This is a genomic window from uncultured Nocardioides sp. (assembly GCF_947489365.1).
Lineage (GTDB): Bacteria > Actinomycetota > Actinomycetes > Propionibacteriales > Nocardioidaceae > Nocardioides.
The window spans coordinates 98,348-114,024 of record NZ_CANLDB010000003.1; the positions used below are offsets into that span (position 1 = coordinate 98,348).

The 15,677-nt window shown below is 73.5% G+C and carries 15 protein-coding genes; 4 read left to right on the plus strand and 11 right to left on the minus strand.

The annotated features are described in order from the left end of the window. Positions 1 to 27: 27 nt before the first annotated feature. The 6 genes from Q0858_RS09490 to Q0858_RS09515 are packed head-to-tail and all read right to left on the minus strand — an operon-like array spanning position 28 to position 6,039. Positions 28 to 1,086 (minus strand): hypothetical protein, encoded by a 1,059-nt coding sequence (locus tag Q0858_RS09490; RefSeq protein ID WP_299053202.1) that lies wholly within the window; start codon positions 1,084 to 1,086, stop codon positions 28 to 30. Continuing rightward, a complete protein-coding gene (locus Q0858_RS09495) occupies positions 1,079 to 2,428 on the minus strand; it encodes a hypothetical protein (protein ID WP_299053204.1) in 1,350 nt (449 codons plus the stop codon). Before Q0858_RS09495 ends, Q0858_RS09490 begins: the two co-directional genes overlap by 8 nt. Beyond that, on the minus strand, positions 2,425 to 3,225 hold the full coding sequence (locus Q0858_RS09500) for a TauD/TfdA family dioxygenase (protein WP_299053207.1): 801 nt from the start codon (positions 3,223 to 3,225) through the stop codon (positions 2,425 to 2,427). Before Q0858_RS09500 ends, Q0858_RS09495 begins: the two co-directional genes overlap by 4 nt. Then, positions 3,225 to 4,097 carry a class I SAM-dependent methyltransferase gene (locus Q0858_RS09505; RefSeq protein ID WP_299053209.1) on the minus strand — a complete coding sequence of 291 codons (873 nt, stop codon included), beginning with the start codon at positions 4,095 to 4,097 and terminating at the stop codon, positions 3,225 to 3,227. The genes Q0858_RS09500 and Q0858_RS09505 overlap by 1 nt, the downstream gene beginning before the upstream one ends. Further along, on the minus strand, positions 4,094 to 5,338 hold the full coding sequence (locus Q0858_RS09510) for a sedoheptulose 7-phosphate cyclase (RefSeq protein WP_299053211.1): 1,245 nt from the start codon (positions 5,336 to 5,338) through the stop codon (positions 4,094 to 4,096). Before Q0858_RS09510 ends, Q0858_RS09505 begins: the two co-directional genes overlap by 4 nt. Before the next feature lie 35 nt (positions 5,339 to 5,373). Further along, on the minus strand, positions 5,374 to 6,039 hold the full coding sequence (locus Q0858_RS09515) for an HAD-IA family hydrolase (RefSeq protein WP_299053213.1): 666 nt from the start codon (positions 6,037 to 6,039) through the stop codon (positions 5,374 to 5,376). A gap of 214 nt (positions 6,040 to 6,253) precedes the next feature. On the opposite strand from Q0858_RS09515, the gene Q0858_RS09520 reads away from it, so the two are divergent. The 3 genes from Q0858_RS09520 (at position 6,254) to Q0858_RS09530 (ending at position 9,245) form a co-directional block, all read left to right on the plus strand. After that, entirely contained in the window at positions 6,254 to 7,330 is a 1,077-nt protein-coding gene (locus Q0858_RS09520) for an NAD-dependent epimerase/dehydratase family protein (protein ID WP_299053216.1), read from the plus strand. Positions 7,331 to 7,340: 10 nt separating this feature from the next. Then, positions 7,341 to 7,970: a hypothetical protein gene (locus tag Q0858_RS09525; protein WP_299053219.1), complete on the plus strand. Its 630-nt coding sequence runs from the start codon at positions 7,341 to 7,343 to the stop codon at positions 7,968 to 7,970. Positions 7,971 to 8,045: 75 nt separating this feature from the next. Next, on the plus strand, positions 8,046 to 9,245 hold the full coding sequence (locus Q0858_RS09530) for an NAD(P)/FAD-dependent oxidoreductase (protein ID WP_299053222.1): 1,200 nt from the start codon (positions 8,046 to 8,048) through the stop codon (positions 9,243 to 9,245). Here the strand turns inward: Q0858_RS09530 and Q0858_RS09535 are convergent. From Q0858_RS09535 to Q0858_RS09545, 3 genes are all read right to left on the minus strand, one after another. Beyond that, positions 9,223 to 10,020 (minus strand): alpha/beta hydrolase, encoded by a 798-nt coding sequence (locus tag Q0858_RS09535; protein WP_299053224.1) that lies wholly within the window; start codon positions 10,018 to 10,020, stop codon positions 9,223 to 9,225. The two genes, Q0858_RS09530 and Q0858_RS09535, sit on opposite strands and share 23 nt — an antisense overlap. A gap of 1 nt (position 10,021) precedes the next feature. After that, a complete protein-coding gene (locus Q0858_RS09540; RefSeq protein WP_299053226.1) occupies positions 10,022 to 10,819 on the minus strand; it encodes an SDR family oxidoreductase in 798 nt (265 codons plus the stop codon). A gap of 136 nt (positions 10,820 to 10,955) precedes the next feature. After that, on the minus strand, positions 10,956 to 11,594 hold the full coding sequence (locus Q0858_RS09545) for a fasciclin domain-containing protein (protein ID WP_299053228.1): 639 nt from the start codon (positions 11,592 to 11,594) through the stop codon (positions 10,956 to 10,958). Positions 11,595 to 11,780: 186 nt separating this feature from the next. On the opposite strand from Q0858_RS09545, the gene Q0858_RS09550 reads away from it, so the two are divergent. Further along, a complete protein-coding gene (locus Q0858_RS09550) occupies positions 11,781 to 12,911 on the plus strand; it encodes a 5-methyltetrahydropteroyltriglutamate--homocysteine S-methyltransferase (protein ID WP_299053231.1) in 1,131 nt (376 codons plus the stop codon). Positions 12,912 to 12,920: 9 nt separating this feature from the next. Here the strand turns inward: Q0858_RS09550 and Q0858_RS09555 are convergent, their stop codons facing one another. Both Q0858_RS09555 and Q0858_RS09560 read right to left on the minus strand, forming a co-directional pair. After that, on the minus strand, positions 12,921 to 13,556 hold the full coding sequence (locus tag Q0858_RS09555; RefSeq protein ID WP_299053233.1) for a fasciclin domain-containing protein: 636 nt from the start codon (positions 13,554 to 13,556) through the stop codon (positions 12,921 to 12,923). A gap of 227 nt (positions 13,557 to 13,783) precedes the next feature. Next, positions 13,784 to 15,670, minus strand: coding sequence for a CocE/NonD family hydrolase (locus Q0858_RS09560; protein WP_299053236.1), 1,887 nt, complete (start codon positions 15,668 to 15,670; stop codon positions 13,784 to 13,786). Positions 15,671 to 15,677: the final 7 nt, after the last annotated feature.

Sequence of the window (15,677 nt, forward strand, 5' to 3'; positions counted from 1 at the left end):
AGGAATCGTGACACCCTCCGCGAAGCCTCAGGCGCCGCGGGCCGCAGCGGCGGCGACCTGCTCGGCCAGCAGCTCCGCCAGGTCGGTGCCCGCGGCGGCGGCCATCATCACGACGACGCTGCTCGGAGCGAACGAGCAGTAGAGGCTCGCCTCCAGGAAGTACGGCGTCCCGTCGGGGTCGATCCGCACGTCGACGAGGCTGTGGTCCCGGCAGCCGAGCGCGACGTGCGCGCGGCGGGCGAGCTCGTGCACGGCGGGGACGACGGGGTCGTCGAGCGGGACGATCCAGGCGTGGTCGGCGTCCTTCGCCATCAGCCGGAGGTCACCACCGCCCTCGCCGTCGTCGTCGGAGCGGGTGATCTTGTCGGCCGCGTCGCGGACGGGCTTCGTGTCGGCGTCGACGGCGTACTCCTCGAGCGGCAGGCAGACCAGCTCCACCCCGTCCGGCGTCGTCCGCTCGACGATGCCGCAGCGGACCTCCCGGCCCAGCTCGACGTAGCTCTCGACGAGCACCTCGGAGGCGTGCCCGAAGGCGGCGGCGAGCGCGGCGTCGTACTCGTCGACGGAGCGGACCAGCGTCACCCCGTGGGAGTTGTCGGCGTCGACCGGCTTCACCACCACCGGCGGCGCCAGCGTCGGGACGTCCCCGGGCCGCAGCACCTCGCCCTCGGGGACGGCGACCCCGGCCGCGGCGACGATCGCCCGCGCGCGCTGCTTGTGAGCGCCGAGCGCCATGGTCTCGCCGGTGTTGCCGACCATCCCCACGCCGAGGACGTCGGTCAGCAGGGACCGGTACGCCGTCATCCCGGGCCGGCAGAACATCTGCGGCAGCGCGACGTCCACCTCGAGCGAGGCGAGGACGGCGAGCCCCTTCGCCCGCGACACCACCGGAGCGGCCGCGACGGCCTCGCGCGACAGGTCCGCGGGGAACCGCCACCCGCCGCCCGGCTCGACCCAGGCGATCACGTGCTCGTACGGACCGTCCGACGCGGCGGCCAGCGCGCCCGCGGCGTACAGCCGCGAGAGGTCGGCGAGGAACGCCGACTCCGCCGACCCGGCGAGGTGGAGCAGGCGGGTCCTAGTCACCCCCCACCTCCACGAGCTTGCCGATGTTGAAGTCGATCCGGATCCAGTCGCGCCCGGTCACCAGCGCGCGCAGCAGCAGCGACGGGATCTGGAGGTGGTGGACCAGCAGGAACGGCAGCGGGTCGCGGGTGTCGAGGATCGCGTCCCGTCCGCCGCGCAGCACCCGCCACCGCTCGCGCGCGGACGACGGACGGCTCAGCAGGCGCCACAGCTCGTGGTAGGTCCAGTACGTCGGCCGGTAGTCCGGCAGCGGCACGACCGGGCCCGCGTCACCACCACCGTCCTCGTCGGCCAGGTACGTCGCGGCGAGGCCCGGGTGCCGGTGGAACATCGTGATCGCGGAGTGGGTCCGCGGGTTGCACTCGATCGCCGTGATGCTGCCGTCGGCGCGCTCGAGGAAGTCGAAGGAGACCTGCCCGGTGAGCTTGCGCTCCTCGACCAGCCGCGTCACCCACGCCTGGATGTCCGGGCGGTCGACCATCGTGTAGTTGACCTGGAACGCCGAGGACTCGCAGCACGCCCACACCCGCAGCCGGCCGTCGCGCGCGGTGCCGTGGGTGCAGTACTCCCTGCCCTCCACGAGCTCCTGCAGCAGCCACGGGTTGTCGTCGGAGATCGGCTTGGAGCGGGCGAACGCCGCGGTGTCGGCCGGGGTGGCGAGCGGGAGCGGCGTGAGGTCGAGACGGTTCACCGGGTCGTACGCGATCGACTTCAGCACCCACCGCACCCCGGGGTGCGCGGCGAAGTCGAACTCCGCGACCTGGGTGGGGTCGGTGAGCCGGTGCGTCAGCGGCACGGGTAGGTCGAGCGAGGTCGCGAGCGCCGCGAACGCCGCCTTGTCGTCGAGGGCCTCGAGGTCGTCGGGGTCGAGGTGGACGACCTCGCAGTGCTCGGCGAGCCGGGCCTTCGCCAGTGCGTCGTGGCGGCTGGACGCCGGGCTGCACACGGGCACGTACACGTCGACCCCCTCGCGGCGCACGACGTCGACCAGCGCGTCCACGTACGACGCGTCACCGGAGGGGGGCACCACGTGGAAGGCGTCGACGGCGCGGGAGAACCGGTGCCCGGAGAAGCGGTAGCGCCCCGACTCGACGAGCACGACCCGGTGACCGGCGGAGTGGAAGGACCGCGCGAGCTGCAGCGCCTTCGTCATCTTCCCGCCGGACAGCAGGACCGTCCGTCGTCCGCCCGCAGGGGTCGGCGAGGGAGCGGTCGGCGCGGCCAGCCCGACGAGCGCCGCCCCGGCGGTGACCGCCAGGTTCGCGGGGAACGCCGTGCCCAGCAGGGCCAGCGCTCCGAGCGTCCTCAGGCGGGGCGGGAGGCCCGAGCGGGTCGGAGTCACTCCGACAGCGTCCCCGACACCGGGTCGCCGTACCCGGTCGCCATCCCGCGGTGCATGACGCGGTCGCCGACGACGCCGGAGTGGTCGGCGGCGTGCAGGACGGTCCCGTTGTCCCACATCACGACGTCGCCGGGCGCCCAGGTGTGGCGCAGGCAGTTCTCCGGCGCGGTCGAGTGGGCGTGCAGCGCGGCGACGGTCTCGGCCGTCTCGTCGGCGTCCATGCCCTCGATCTCGGCGCACCGGGCGGGGGTCGTCAGGTAGAGCGTCTCCCGGCCGGAGACGGGGTGGGGCCGCACCAGCGGGTGCCACGCCTCCTTCTCCTGGCCGTCGCCCGGGTCGACGCCGGTGACGACGTGGCGCATCCGGCGGCCCTCGATGCGGGCGCGGAGGTCGGCGGGGAGGGTGTCGAGGGCGCGGTACTGGTTGCTGAACACCGTCTGCCCGCCCGCCTCCGGGATGGTGACGGCACGCAGCGCCGTGTACGCCGGCGGCGAGGACACGTAGCTGGTGTCGACGTGGAAGGTCGAGCGCGGCGGCGTCGTCCGGCCCACGTTGGAGATGACGTTGAGGTCGTCGAAGCCCGGGACGGGCGTCTCCCCGACGGTGAAGACGGGGTCGCCGAAGCAGCGCAGGAACGCCGCGAACGCCGTGTCGTCGATGTCCTGGGCGGGCACGACCACGACGCCGTGGTCGGCGAGCAGCCCGACGATCGCCTCGGCGGTCGCGTCGTCGGGCGGGGCGTCGAGCGACAACCCGGTCACGCGGGCCCCGAGGGGCTCCAGCACCTGTGCGTCCATCAGTCCTCCTGGGTCGGGGCGGCCGCCCACTGGACGAGGGTGACCCCGTCGCGGAGCGGCAGCAGGACCTGCTCGACGCGGTCGTCGTCCGCGAGCAGGCGGTTGACGTCGGCGATGGCGCGGCCGTTGTCGCTGAGCACCCCGGCGCCGTAGGGCTCGCCCTGGAGCAGCGTGTTGTCGAGCGCCAGCAGCCCGTCGGGCGCCAGCAGCGGGGTGTCGAGCACCCGGCGGACGTAGTCGGCGTACCCGGTCTTGTCCGCGTCGACGAAGACGAGGTCGAACGACGCCCCCTCGTCGGCCAGGGCGGCGAGGGTGTCGGACGCCGGGCCGACGCGGACGTCGATCCGACCGCCCACCTCGGAGGCGTCGAAGCACTCGCGGGCGAAGGCGGCGACGCCCTCGTCGAGCTCGCAGGCGACCACGCTGCCGGCGCCGCTGCCGTCGGGCAGCGCCTCGGCCATCGCGAGCGCGGAGTAGCCGGTGAACATGCCGACCTCCAGCACCCGGCGGGCACCGGTGGCGCGCACCAGCGCGCGGAGGAACCGGCCCTCGACGTGGCCCGACAGCATCTCCGCCTCGAGCGGGGACTCCTCGCTCCAGGCGGCCTCCCGGGTCCGGGCCGCGAGCGCCGCCAGCGCCGGGGACTCCGGGCTCGTCGACGCCGCGACGTACGGCTCGAGGCCGGCGGCCAGCTCGTGGGCGCGGGTGAGGTCGGTCAGCATCGAGGCGGCGTCCTCGCCGGCCTCGGCCCGGCGGACGAGGTCGCCGAGCCGCTCCGCGAGGATCCCGGCCGGCGTCACCGGCCGGAGACCCGTCTCGGGGCCCACCGCGGGGCCCAGGGTCCCGGGGAGGGTGCCGGAGGTGGCTGTCACGCGGGCAGGCCCTCGTCGACGAAGGCCTGCACGCCGGCGCCGCCGCGGGGCAGCTCGGCCACCAGCGTGCGGTGCTTGTCCAGCGCGCTGACGAGCTCGTCGAGGGTGACGTCGTCCAGGAAGGCGCACTCGCCGACCGGGGCGGGGACGGCGGCCCGGAGGCGCCCGTCGCGGGTCTGCAGGATCGCGGCGGTCGAGCGCTCCAGCAGCTCGGGGGTGAGGTGCTCGGAGTCCAGCGACAGCCCGATGCGGCTCATCAGCGACAGGACCCGGTCGCGCTCGGTGGCGTCGATGTGGCCGCGCTGCTCGGCGAGCGTGGTCGACAGGGCCATGTCGATGCAGATGGCGTGACCGTGGAAGAACGGCACCGCCGGTGCGAGCTCGAGCGTGGGGCTCCAGGTGTGGCCGAACGCGATCACCCGGTCGAGGTCGAGCTCGTGGAGGTTCGGCACCTCCAGCTCGAGCATGCGCTGGATGGCGCGGTAGGTGATCTCGTGCGCCGTGTCGCGCAGATCGGCGCTCGCGGCGTGCCACTGACCGTCCACCTCGCCGTCGACGTGGCCGAAGTGGGTCGCCAGCAGGGCCTCCCCGTGGGCGTCCATCAGGTCGAAGGTCCGCTTGTCGCCGACGGTGCTGATCTTGATGATCTCGGCCATGCCGTTGCGGACCTGGTCCACGGGCAGGGTCGCGAGGAAGCCGAAGTCGAGCAGCACCGTCGAGGACGCGTGGTAGGCGCCGAGGCGGTTCTTGTACTTGCGGTGGTTCACCCCGACCTTGATCGACACGCTCGCGTCGATCAGGCCGATGAGGGTCGTCGGGATCCGCACGTACGGCGTCGAGCGGCGGAAAGCCGCGCAGGCGAAGCCGGCGACGTCCGTGCCGAGGCCGCCACCGACGATCAGCGGCTGCTCCTTGCGGACCAGGCCGAAGACGGTGAAGGCGTCGACGATGCCCTCGACCGTCGTCCACGCCTTGGTGGTCTCGTCGACGACCAGCCGGTACGTCGTCAGCGCGATGTCGTGGGCGGCGAAGTAGGCCTGCGCCCGCTCGCCGTACAGGTCGTCCACCACGTCGTCGATCACCATCAGGCACCGGCCCCAGGGCCGGTAGATGTCGGCGAGGTGGGTGTTCGCGGGGTCGAACACGCCGTCGACGTAGGTCAGCGTGTAGTCGATCTTCTCGTAGGCCTCGACGTGGAACGTGGTGGCGTCCGCGGTCAGGCTGGATTCGACGATGGCCATGGGGGCGTGGCTCTCTTTCTCGCGGTGTTTCGGTCTCAGGCCTCGAGCAGCCCGGTGACGTCGGCCGGGTCGAGCCGGTCGACGCGGCTGTCCGCGGCGGAGAAGTCGTGGTCGGCGGTGTTGGCGTTGGGGAAGGCGATGCACGCGACGCCCGCGGCCTTCGCCGCCTGGACGCCGCCGACGTTGTCCTCGATGGCGACGCACGCGCCGGGCTCCTCGCCGAGCTCGGCGAGGGCCTTGGCGTAGACGGCGGGGTCGGGCTTGGTGGTCTCGACCGCGGTGGTGTCGAGGACGAGGTCGAAGTCGTCGCGGCCCAGCGCGGGGGACAGCGCGGTCAGCAGCGCCTCGACGTTCTCGGGGGAGGTCGTGGTGACGAGGCCGACCCGCATGCCGAGGGACTTGGCGGCGGACACGGTCTCGACGACGCCGGGGCGCGCCTCGGCGCCGTCCTTGCGGAGGGAGTCGCGGAAGGCCTCCGACTTGGCGGCGTGGATCGCGTCGGCGTCGACCTGCTCGCCGCGCTGCTCGGCGTACTGGCGCACGCGGTCGGCGCCGCCGTTGCCGCGCAGCATCTCGCGGTAGTCCTCGCGGTCCCAGGACCAGTCGAGGCCGTGGTCGGCGAAGGCCTTGTTGAAGGCCCAGCGCTGGAGCTCGGAGGTGTCCGCGAGCGAGGAGATGGAGCCGAACAGGATCGAGGTCATGGGGATCTGCTTTCGGAGGTCGTGGTCGTCCGGGTGGGACGGGGGTGGAACGGGGAGTGGTGCCGTGCGGGTACCCCCCAGCCCCCCTCGCAGTCACCCCGTCCGGGTGGTCGCCCGAGCCGTCACCCGTTGTTCGCCGCCACGTCGTCCGCCGCGGACGGGGTACGGAGGGGCGGCAGGTCCGGCGAGCGGAGGGCACGACATGCGGGTGGCGGTGACCGGTGCGACCGGGAACGTGGGCACGGCGGTGCTGCGGCGCCTGCACGACGTCGAGGTCACGGGGGTCGTGCGTCGACCCCCGGACCTCGGCCGGGCCGGTCGTACGGCGGCCGGGACGACGGGCACCCCCGCCGGGGTGCGCTGGGTGGCCGTCGACCTGGCCTCCGACGACGCCGAGCGGGTGCTCGCCGAGGCGCTCGAGGGCCTCGACGCGGTGGTGCACCTGGCGTGGGGCTTCCAGCCCGGCCGGGACGACGCGCGCCTGCGGGCCACCGCCGTCGACGGCACGCTCAACGTCGCCCGGGCCGCGGTCCGCGCCGGCGTCCCGCACCTGGTGCACATGTCGTCGGTCGGCGCCTACGCCCCCCGGACCTCGCTGGTGCCGGTCACCGAGTCGTACCCGACCACCGGCGTCCCCGGCTCGGCGTACTCGCGTGACAAGGCGGACGTCGAGCGCATCCTCGACGGCATCCAGGAGCAGCACCCGGAGCTCGCCGTGGCGCGGCTGCGCCCCGGCCTGGTCGGCCAGGGCGACGCGGGCAGCGCGCTCCTGCGCTACTCGCTGCCGGCGCTGGTGCCGAAGGTCGCGGTGCGGCTGGTGCCGGTGCTGCCGATGGACCGCGGCACCGTCGTCCCGGTGGTGCACGCCGACGACGTCGCGGACGCCGTACGGCGGGTGCTCGACCGGCAGGCGACCGGCGCGTTCAACCTCGCGGCCGAGCCCCCCGTCGACGCCGCCGCGATCGCGACCGCGCTCGGCGCGAGGCTGGTGCACGTGCCGGCCGCCGTGGTCCGCGGTGCCGCGGCTGCCGCCTGGCACGCCCGGCTCAGCCGGCTCGACCCGGGCTGGCTCGACCTGGCCCACGTGGTCCCCCTCGTGGACACCACCCGCGCCCGCGACGAGCTGGGCTGGACGCCGCGGGTCTCCGCCACCGACGCCCTGGCCGAGGCCGTCGAGGGCATGGCCGACGGCCCCGACGGCGGCACTCCCGTGCTCCGGCCCCGGACCGTGGCCGCCGAGGCCCGCCGCCTCCTGACTGGCCTGTCGACCAGCCGGCGCCCGACGCCGTGAGCGCTCGCTGATGGCGCTGGTCGACACCGACGCCGGGCTCGTCGTCACCGCCGCGCCGGGCACCGCCAGCACCGCGCTGCGCGAGGCGCTGCTGACGCGCCCGGGCGTCCGGGAGGTGCCGCCGCCGGGTGCCGTGCGGACCGCGGGCGTCGACGCCAAGCACGGCACGGTGACCGAGCTCGTGGCCGCCGGGCTGCTGCCTGCCGACCACGGCCTGCGCGTGGTCACGACGACGCGCAACCCCTTCGACTTTTACGTCGCCGAGCACGAGCGGACCCGGACCCGGTGGGTCGAGGAGCTGCGGGACCCCGACTCGTGGGTCCACGTCACCCCCGGCATGGTCGACCGCATCGTCGACGCCGTCACCCACGACTTCGACGCCTGGCTGGAGCTGGTCGTCCCCGACCCGTCCGTCCCGCGACGGATCAACCCCGGGCACGTCGACGAGGCCGACGTCGTCCTGCGCATGGAGCACCTCGAGGCCGACCTGCGCGACCTCCTCGGCCTGGACCTCGCCGTCCCGCCGACCAACGTCACCGACCGGGACCGCGCCTGGTGGACGGCGTACTCGCCGGCGAGCCGGCGCCTCGTCGAGCAGGCCCACGCCGCGGACCTGGAGCGGTTCGACTACCGGTTCTGAGACCCGCGGACGGTCGTGACCGACGGCGTCGGCGGATCAATCATCTGACTCCAGCGGGTCCGGGTACGGGCGGGCATGCACCGTGACTTCGACTACGTCATCGTCGGCGGCGGGATGGTCGCCGACTCCGCGGCCCGCGGCATCCGCGAGCGCGACGAGACCGGCTCCATCGCCATCCTCGGCGAGGAGCCCACCGCCCCCTTCCCCCGTCCGGCCCTGTCCAAGAAGCTCTGGACCGACCCCGAGTTCACGGTGGAGAACACCGCGCTCGGCACCGACGAGGACACCGGGGCGACCCTCGTGCTCGACACCCGGGTCACCGCGATCGACACCGAGGCCAAGCAGGTGACGGCGGGCGAGGACACGGTCGGGTACGGCAGGCTGCTGCTCGCCACCGGCGGCCACCCGACCCAGGTCGAGGGCCTCGAGGCCGGCGACCGGGTCGTCTACTTCCGCACCCTCGGCGACTACCTGCACCTGCGCGAGCTCGCCGACGACAAGCCACGGGTCGCGGTCATCGGCGGCGGCTACATCGGGACCGAGATCGCCGCCGCCCTGGCCTGGGAGAAGTGCGAGGTCGTGCTCGTCCACCCGGACGCCGTGCTCAACGGCACGAAGTTCCCCGCCGAGCTCGCCTCGGCCTTCGAGGCGCTGTTCACCGACGCGGGCATCGAGATCCAGGCCGAGCGCGCCGTGGTCGGCGGCTCCTCCGGTCTCGACGGCGTCACCCTGGCCATCGACGACGGCTCGACGCTGAACGTGGACGTCGCCGTCGTCGGCCTCGGCATCGAGCCCGCGACCGAGCTCGCGGCGGCGGCCGGACTCACCCTCGGCGACGACGGGGGCATCGTCGTCGACGAGCACCTCGCCACGAGCGCGCCGGACGTGTGGGCGGCGGGTGACGTCGCGTCGTACCCCGACCGCATCCTGGGCCGCAGCCGCGTCGAGCACGTCGACAACGCGACCACGATGGGCGCCGCGGTGGGCCGGATCATGGCGGGGTCGGACGAGACCTACGACCACACGCCGTACTTCTACTCCGCGGTGCTCGGCACCCGCTACGAGGCCGTCGGCACCCTCGACAGCACGCTGGAGACCGAGGTCGTCGACGGTCCCGAGGACGGCGCCCGCACCGTCCACTACCGCGACGGCGACGCCGTCGCGGGGGTGCTGCTGTGGAACGTGTCCGGCGAGGACGCCGAGGCCCGGGACGCCGCGCGCGAGGCGATCCGGACCGGCAGGACCGACAGGGTCAGCGCCGGGTCCAGCGCCTGAGCAGCGCCGCCACCTCGGCGGGCCGCTCCAGCGCGGTGAGGTGACCGGTCGCCGGCAGGACGTCCAGCCGGGCGTCCCGGCCGGCCCCCCGGCGTACGTCGCGCATCCGCTCGCCCCGGGACGGCGGGGTGGCCTCGTCCTCGGCGCCGAAGACGAGCTGCACCTCCCCGGCGTACGACGCGAGGACGGCGGTGCGGTCCTCCCGGGCGGCGATGGCCCGGGCCATCCAGGCCACCCCGGCGGGGTCGGTGGCCGCGATCAGGGCGGCCAGCTCGGCCTCCAGGGCCGGCCGCTCGCGCCGGGCGGTCACGCCCAGGCCCTCCTGCGCGCTGCCCGCGACGGGCTCGGTGCTCCCGCGGGCCTCGACCTCGTCCGCGACGGCACGCCGGTCGGCGGGGACGTCGGGCTCGACGAGCTCGGTGGTGGTGCTGCCGAGCACGAGCCCGGCCAGCCGGTCGGGGTGGCGGGCGGCGAGCTCGAGGGCGGCGTACCCGCCGGTCGAGACCCCGAACGGCACGCACCGCCCGACCCCGCAGGCGTCGAGGACGTCGACGAGCGCGTCGGCGACGTGGGCCATCGACGGCCCCGAGTCGGGCACCGCCGACGCCCCCAGGCCGGGCAGGTCGACGGTGACGACCCGGGCCTCCTCGGCGAGGAGCGGGACGAGTCGTCGCCACATCCGCGACGACAGCGGGAACGCGTGGAGCAGCAGGAACGTGGCGGCGTCGTCCCGTCCGGCCCCGGTGTCCCGGTGCGTGTCGTGGTGGGCCAGCACCTCAGATGGTCGCGACGGAGCCGGAGTCGACGCGGTACTCCGAGCCGTTGACGAAGCTCGCGCGGTCCGAGCAGAGGAACGTGATGACGGACGCGACCTCCTCGGGCAGGCCGCGGCGGCCGAGCTCCATGAACGGGCGCTCCTCGTCGAGGAACGAGTCGATGGCCTCGTCGAACGACACCCCGAGCTCGTCGGCGCGCTTCTCCATCATCGCGTCGGTCATCGGGGTGCGGATGAAGGCCGGCGACACGCAGTTCACGAGCAGCCCCTCCTCGGCGTACGTGCGCGACAGGCCCTTCGCGAACGACAGCACCCCGGCCTTCGCGGCGCAGTAGGGCAGCTCGTCGTCGTACGGCTGGGTGGCGTCCTCGGAGGTCAGGTAGACGATGCGGCCCCACCCGCCGCGCAGGTCGTCGATGAACGCGCGGGTCAGCCGCACCGGCCCGAGCAGGTCGATGGCCAGGGTGTCGACCCAGCCCTCGTCGTCGATCTCGTGGAACAGCCCCTGCGCACCGGTCACCCCGGAGCACTGGACGAGGATGTCGATCTCCCCGACGGCGGAGCGCACGGCGTCGCGCAGCGCCTCGATCTCCTCGACGGAGCGGACGTCGGCGGCGTGGTGGTGCAGCCGGCCCTCCGGGGCGTCGAGCTTCGCGGCGGCCTCCGCGAGCGCGTCGGCGTCGATGTCGGAGATGACCACCGTGGCGCCCTCGTCCAGCAGCATGCGGGCGGTCTCCCACCCGATGCCGGAGTCGCCGCCGGTGACGAGCGCCTTCTTGCCTGCGATGCCGAGATCCACGTCGTGCCTTCCCTGGGGCCTGTCGTACCGGTCGCTGGAGGGAGTACCCACTGACGGGCGGAGCAGGTGGCACGCCACGAGCCGACGCCCCGCGGCTGCGGGACGCCGGCTCGTGGCGGTCGCGTCGTGCTCGGGCTCAGCCCTTCCGGCTCTCGGAGAACGAGAAGGGACGGAGCACGCGGTTGACGGCGTGACCGACCTGCTTGTTGCCCCGGTTGATGTCCAGGACGGTGACCTCGGGGTTCGTGGCCTCCTGGTCGCGGTCGCCGAGGAACACGCGACCCTTCCTGACCACGACCCGGACGCTGTCGCCGTTGGCGACGTCGACGCGGGTGCCGCGGGCGGCGAGGACCTTGTCCGAGGTCAGCGTCTTCCCGGGGACGACGTGGTACAGCAGGATCTCCTCGATCGTCTCGGCGCCCAGCGAGCGGGCGGTCTGCCAGGCCTGTCGCTCGTTCGCCGGCTTCTCACCGGTCAGCGAGGTGACGAGCCGCGAGAAGGCCAGGTCGGTCGGCAGGAACGCCGTGGCCCGCTGCTTGCCCCGGGTCAGCAGGCCGACGGGGCTCTCCGGGTTCTTGTCCAGGACGAACAGGACGGCCTTCTCGAGGGCATCGAAGTCCTTGGCGTTGCTGTCGAAGCCCGAGTCGGCAGCGAGGACCTTCGCCAGGCTGCGGTTGCCGGTCTCGGCGGACGCGGGGGCGGCGGTGGCGACGCCGGCGGAGACCAGGGCGGCGGCCGCGGCGGTGGCGGTGAGGGAGCGGAGGGTCTTCTTCATGGGGGGTCCTTTCCGGGGAAGAGCCCGGCGGCCGGCGCGGGTGCGCCGGCTGCGCCGTGTGACACAGGTACCCCACAGGCAGGTCGGGGTGACCTGCCTCACTGAACCGCGTGCGCCCGACGCGTCGGCGTCCGACGTGCGCGGTACGCCCTGACCCCCTGATCACCGGGGACTACGGTCGGGGACATGAGCCAGCGCACCCGACCGCCGTACCGCGCCGACCACGTCGGGAGCCTGCTGCGCCCGCCCGCGCTGCTCGACGCCCGGAAGCGGCACGCCGCCGGCGAGATCGAGGCCGCCGAGCTGCGGGGTCTCGAGGACGAGGCCGTCGAGCAGGTCGTCGCCCTGCAGCGTGACGCCGGCCTGACGACCGTGACCGACGGCGAGATGCGCCGCGCGTCGTGGCACATGGACTTCCTCTACCAGCTGCGCGGTGTCTCGAGCACCGACGAGAAGATCGCCGTCCACTTCCGCAACGCCGCCGGCGACCTCGACTTCGAGTCCGCGGCCGTGAAGGTCGGGGAGCGCATCGGGCTCGACCACACGATCTTCGGCGACGACTTCTCCTTCCTCGCCGAGACCGCCGGGCGCCTCGCGCCGGACATGACGCCGAAGCTGACGATGCCGTCGCCCAACATGCTCCACGCGCGGGGCGGTCGCGCCGCGCTGGACCCGTCGGTGTACCCGGACGAGGAGCCGTTCTGGACCGATCTCGCCGCGGCGTACGCCGAGCAGCTGCGCCGCGTCGCCGACCTCGGCTGCACCTACGCCCAGCTCGACGACACCTCGCTGGCCTACCTCAACGACCCGGAGCAGCGGCGCGCGATGACCGAGCGCGGGGACGACGCGGAGCACCAGCACGAGCGCTACGTCCGCACCCTCAACGCGGCGATCGCGGACCGCCCGGACTCTCTCGCCGTGACCACCCACCTCTGCCGTGGCAACTTCCGCTCGTCGTGGGCGGCCGAGGGCGGCTACGACTTCGTCGCCGAGGTCCTGTTCAGCGAGCTCGCCGTCGACGGGTTCTTCCTCGAGTTCGACGACGAGCGCTCCGGCGGCTTCGAGCCGCTGCGGTTCGTGCCACCGGGCCGCCAGGTCGTCCTCGGGCTCGTCACCACGAAGTCCGGGGTCCTGGAGGACGCCGACACCCTGAAGCGCCGCATCGACGAGGCCGCGCAGCACGTGCCGCTCGACCAGCTGTCGCTGTCGCCGCAGTGCGGCTTCTCGTCCACCTCGGAGGGCAACGACCTCACGTGGGACGAGGAGCGCGCCAAGCTCGAGCTGATCGTGCGTGTGGCCGAGGACGTCTGGGGCTGAACCGAGGCGTCACCGTCTCCCGGCGCGGTAGGCACCGGAGCCGTACGGGCGCATCACGCGGTCGATCGCATGACCCACCTGCTTGTTGCCGCGGTTGAGGTTGCTCGCCGTGACGACCGCGTTGCGCGCCTTCAGGTTCCGGTCGCCCAGGACCACTTGGCCGTCCCGGACGTACACGGCCACGTTGCCCCCGTTCAGGACACCGACACGGGTCCCGCGGGCGGCCAGGAGGCCGTTGCGGGTGATCGTCCGGTCGAGGACCACGTGGTAGATGATCCTGCGCTCGACGTTGTAGAGGCCCAGGCCGCGCACGGCCCGCCAGGAGGCGCGTTCCGAGGTCGGCGTGCGACCGGTCACGGACCTGACGAGGCGGGAGAACGCCAGATCGGTGGGCAGGAACGCCGTCGCGCGTCGGTCCCCGTCGGCGAGGTATCGCAGCTCACCGTCGGGATTCACGCGCGAGATGGCGCGGATGTATCGGTCGAGGACGTCGAAGTCCTGCGGGTTCCTGTCGAACCCGGAGTCGGTCGCGAGGAACTCGATGAGGCTCCTGGTGCCGGGAGCGGCGGGAGCCGGCGCGGCGACGGCCGCGGTGGGTGTGAGGGACGCGAGGATGCAGACGAGGGAGAGGAGTGTCTTCCTCATGGGTATCGGGTCCTCTCCGGGTGCTGGATGATCGTCGCGGGAGCAGACGGCCGCGCGGTCGGTCCCCGTCGTCGTCCACAGTCGGGTGTTCCGGGCCGCTCCGGCCACCCAACCACCACGGCCACTCCAGGGGAAGGTCGCCGAGGACGTCCGGGACTGAGCCACCCCACGGATCCCAGTGACCGATCGGTGTCGCTGAGCGACACCGATCGGTCACCGGAAGTGGATCAGGGAGCCGGGACCGTGAACGTCCCGGCCGGGCCCTTCCCGCTGGGGATGGTGTTGTCCTCGAGGTAGCGCGCCAGCCAGGGCGACGCCGAGCCGCGGGTCGCGCGGTCGTCCTCGGTGGACTGGGTGCTGAGCAGCAGCTGCGCGTCCCGGACGGTCACGACCCGGCCGCTGGGCAGGCTGTTCCAGCTGCCACCGGAGATGGTGCCGATGCCGACGGCGAGCCGGTGGCCCTTCTCCAGCGTCCAGTCCATGCCCTTCAGGTCGAAGGTGCGGCCCGACGCGGTGAGCTCGGCGACGTTCTCGTTGATCAGCGTCGCCGTGCCGGCCCTCGGGTCGACGTCCCACATCGACACGTAGACCTGACCCTCGCCGCTGGTGTTGAGCACGACGCGGGGCGTCCCGGTGATGCGGGTGTCGGCGCCGACGGGCTTCGACCAGGTCTGGTACGACGTCGGCACGGTGCCGGCGGCGGCCAGCGAGGTCGCCTCCCGCTCGGCGGCGGTGCCGAGGGCGCTGCGGACCTGCTGGTCGACGTCCCCGCCGGAGCGGCGGGTCACCCGCGGCGGCACCTGCTTGGCCTCGACCTGTCGCTCCTGCGCGGCGTCCAGGCCGCGGGCCTCGTCGAGCGGACCGGCGTCGATGTAGCGACCGCTGCCGAGGGCGACGAGGTCACGGGTGTCGACGACGGGCCACGTCTTCTCCGCACGCCACTGCCCGAAGTTGTCCTGGATGGCGAACGCCGGGTCGTTGCGGCTGGGCTCGATCCCCTTGAGGTGCTCGTCGTAGAAGCGGACGACCTCGCCGAAGAAGCCGGTCCGGCCCTGCGACAGCTCGCCGGTGTCGGCGTCGACCTCGTTGCCGCGGACGTGCTCCCACGGGCCCATCCAGCCGCGGGTCTCGCCGCGGTGGTTGCGCAGGTAGGTCTCCATCTGCTCGGGCTTGGTGTTCGACTCGGTGAAGCCCTGGGTCAGGAACAGCGGCGTCGTCGCGCCCCTCGCCTTCACGGCCTGGTTGCGCAGCCGCCAGTACGGGTCGTCCTGGCTGGTGTTGACCACGTTGTCCCGCAGGTTGCGGGTCAGGCACTCGGGGTGCTGCTGCTCGTAGTCCGCCGCCTGCTTGTAGCGCGCGGAGTCGCCCTGCGTGCCGCCGAGCGAGGCGATCGAGTTGTACGCCTGCGGCGTCCCGACCTGGTTGTAGCGCGGGACGTCGTTCGAGTAGAGGTACGGGTACATGTTCCACAACGGCTCCTGCGCGACGACCGCGTCGAGCCCCTCGGGGTCGAGGTCGGCGCCCCACAGGCCGGTGACGGCGTCGTAGGACTTGCCGTACATGCCGACCTTCCCGGTCGACCACGACCGGGAGGCGGCCCAGTCGACGGCGGCGGTGATGTCGGCCTGCTCGCCGGCGCCCAGCCAGTCGAGGCAGCCGGTCGAGCCGCCGAAGCCGCGGTTGTCGACGAGGACGACGGTGTAGCCGCGGTCCATCAGCTGCGCGCCGTCGATCAGGTCGTCGAAGCGGGACGACGGCTGGTACTCGTCCGTCTCCCGACCGGTCTGCCCGGAGTGGTTGAAGTAGGGCCCGACGGAGAGGATCACCGGCGTCTTCTCGCCCGGCTCGAGACCCTCCGGACGCAGCACGTCGGCGTGCAGCGAGACCTTCGTGGGCGAGCCCGCGCGGGCGGCACCGAAGTAGTGCTCCGTCCACGACGCCCCCTGGGGGACGCCGGGGTTCTCGGCGTGCGTGATGCCGTCGGCGGCCCGGGCGGGCGCGGCGGCAGGGGCGTCGCTCGCTCCGGCGGGGCCGGGCGTGCCGAGCCCGAGGGCGAGGGCCGGGCTGATCAACAGGGTGGTCGCGAGGACCAGAGGTCGTGCGGTGAGCTGCATGGACTGC

Excerpts from the sequence above, each read along its gene's own strand:
- Q0858_RS09500 (WP_299053207.1), bottom strand. The coding sequence starts at position 3,225 with ATGGACGCACAGGTGCTGGAGCCCCTCGGGGCCCGCGTGACCGGGTTG.
- Q0858_RS09510 (WP_299053211.1), bottom strand. The coding sequence starts at position 5,338 with ATGGCCATCGTCGAATCCAGCCTGACCGCGGACGCCACCACGTTCCAC.
- Q0858_RS09515 (WP_299053213.1), bottom strand. The coding sequence starts at position 6,039 with ATGACCTCGATCCTGTTCGGCTCCATCTCCTCGCTCGCGGACACCTCC.
- Q0858_RS09525 (WP_299053219.1), top strand. The coding sequence starts at position 7,341 with ATGGCGCTGGTCGACACCGACGCCGGGCTCGTCGTCACCGCCGCGCCG.
- Q0858_RS09530 (WP_299053222.1), top strand. The coding sequence starts at position 8,046 with ATGCACCGTGACTTCGACTACGTCATCGTCGGCGGCGGGATGGTCGCC.
- Q0858_RS09545 (WP_299053228.1), bottom strand. The coding sequence starts at position 11,594 with ATGAAGAAGACCCTCCGCTCCCTCACCGCCACCGCCGCGGCCGCCGCC.
- Q0858_RS09550 (WP_299053231.1), top strand. The coding sequence starts at position 11,781 with ATGAGCCAGCGCACCCGACCGCCGTACCGCGCCGACCACGTCGGGAGC.
- Q0858_RS09555 (WP_299053233.1), bottom strand. The coding sequence starts at position 13,556 with ATGAGGAAGACACTCCTCTCCCTCGTCTGCATCCTCGCGTCCCTCACA.
- Q0858_RS09560 (WP_299053236.1), bottom strand. The coding sequence starts at position 15,670 with ATGCAGCTCACCGCACGACCTCTGGTCCTCGCGACCACCCTGTTGATC.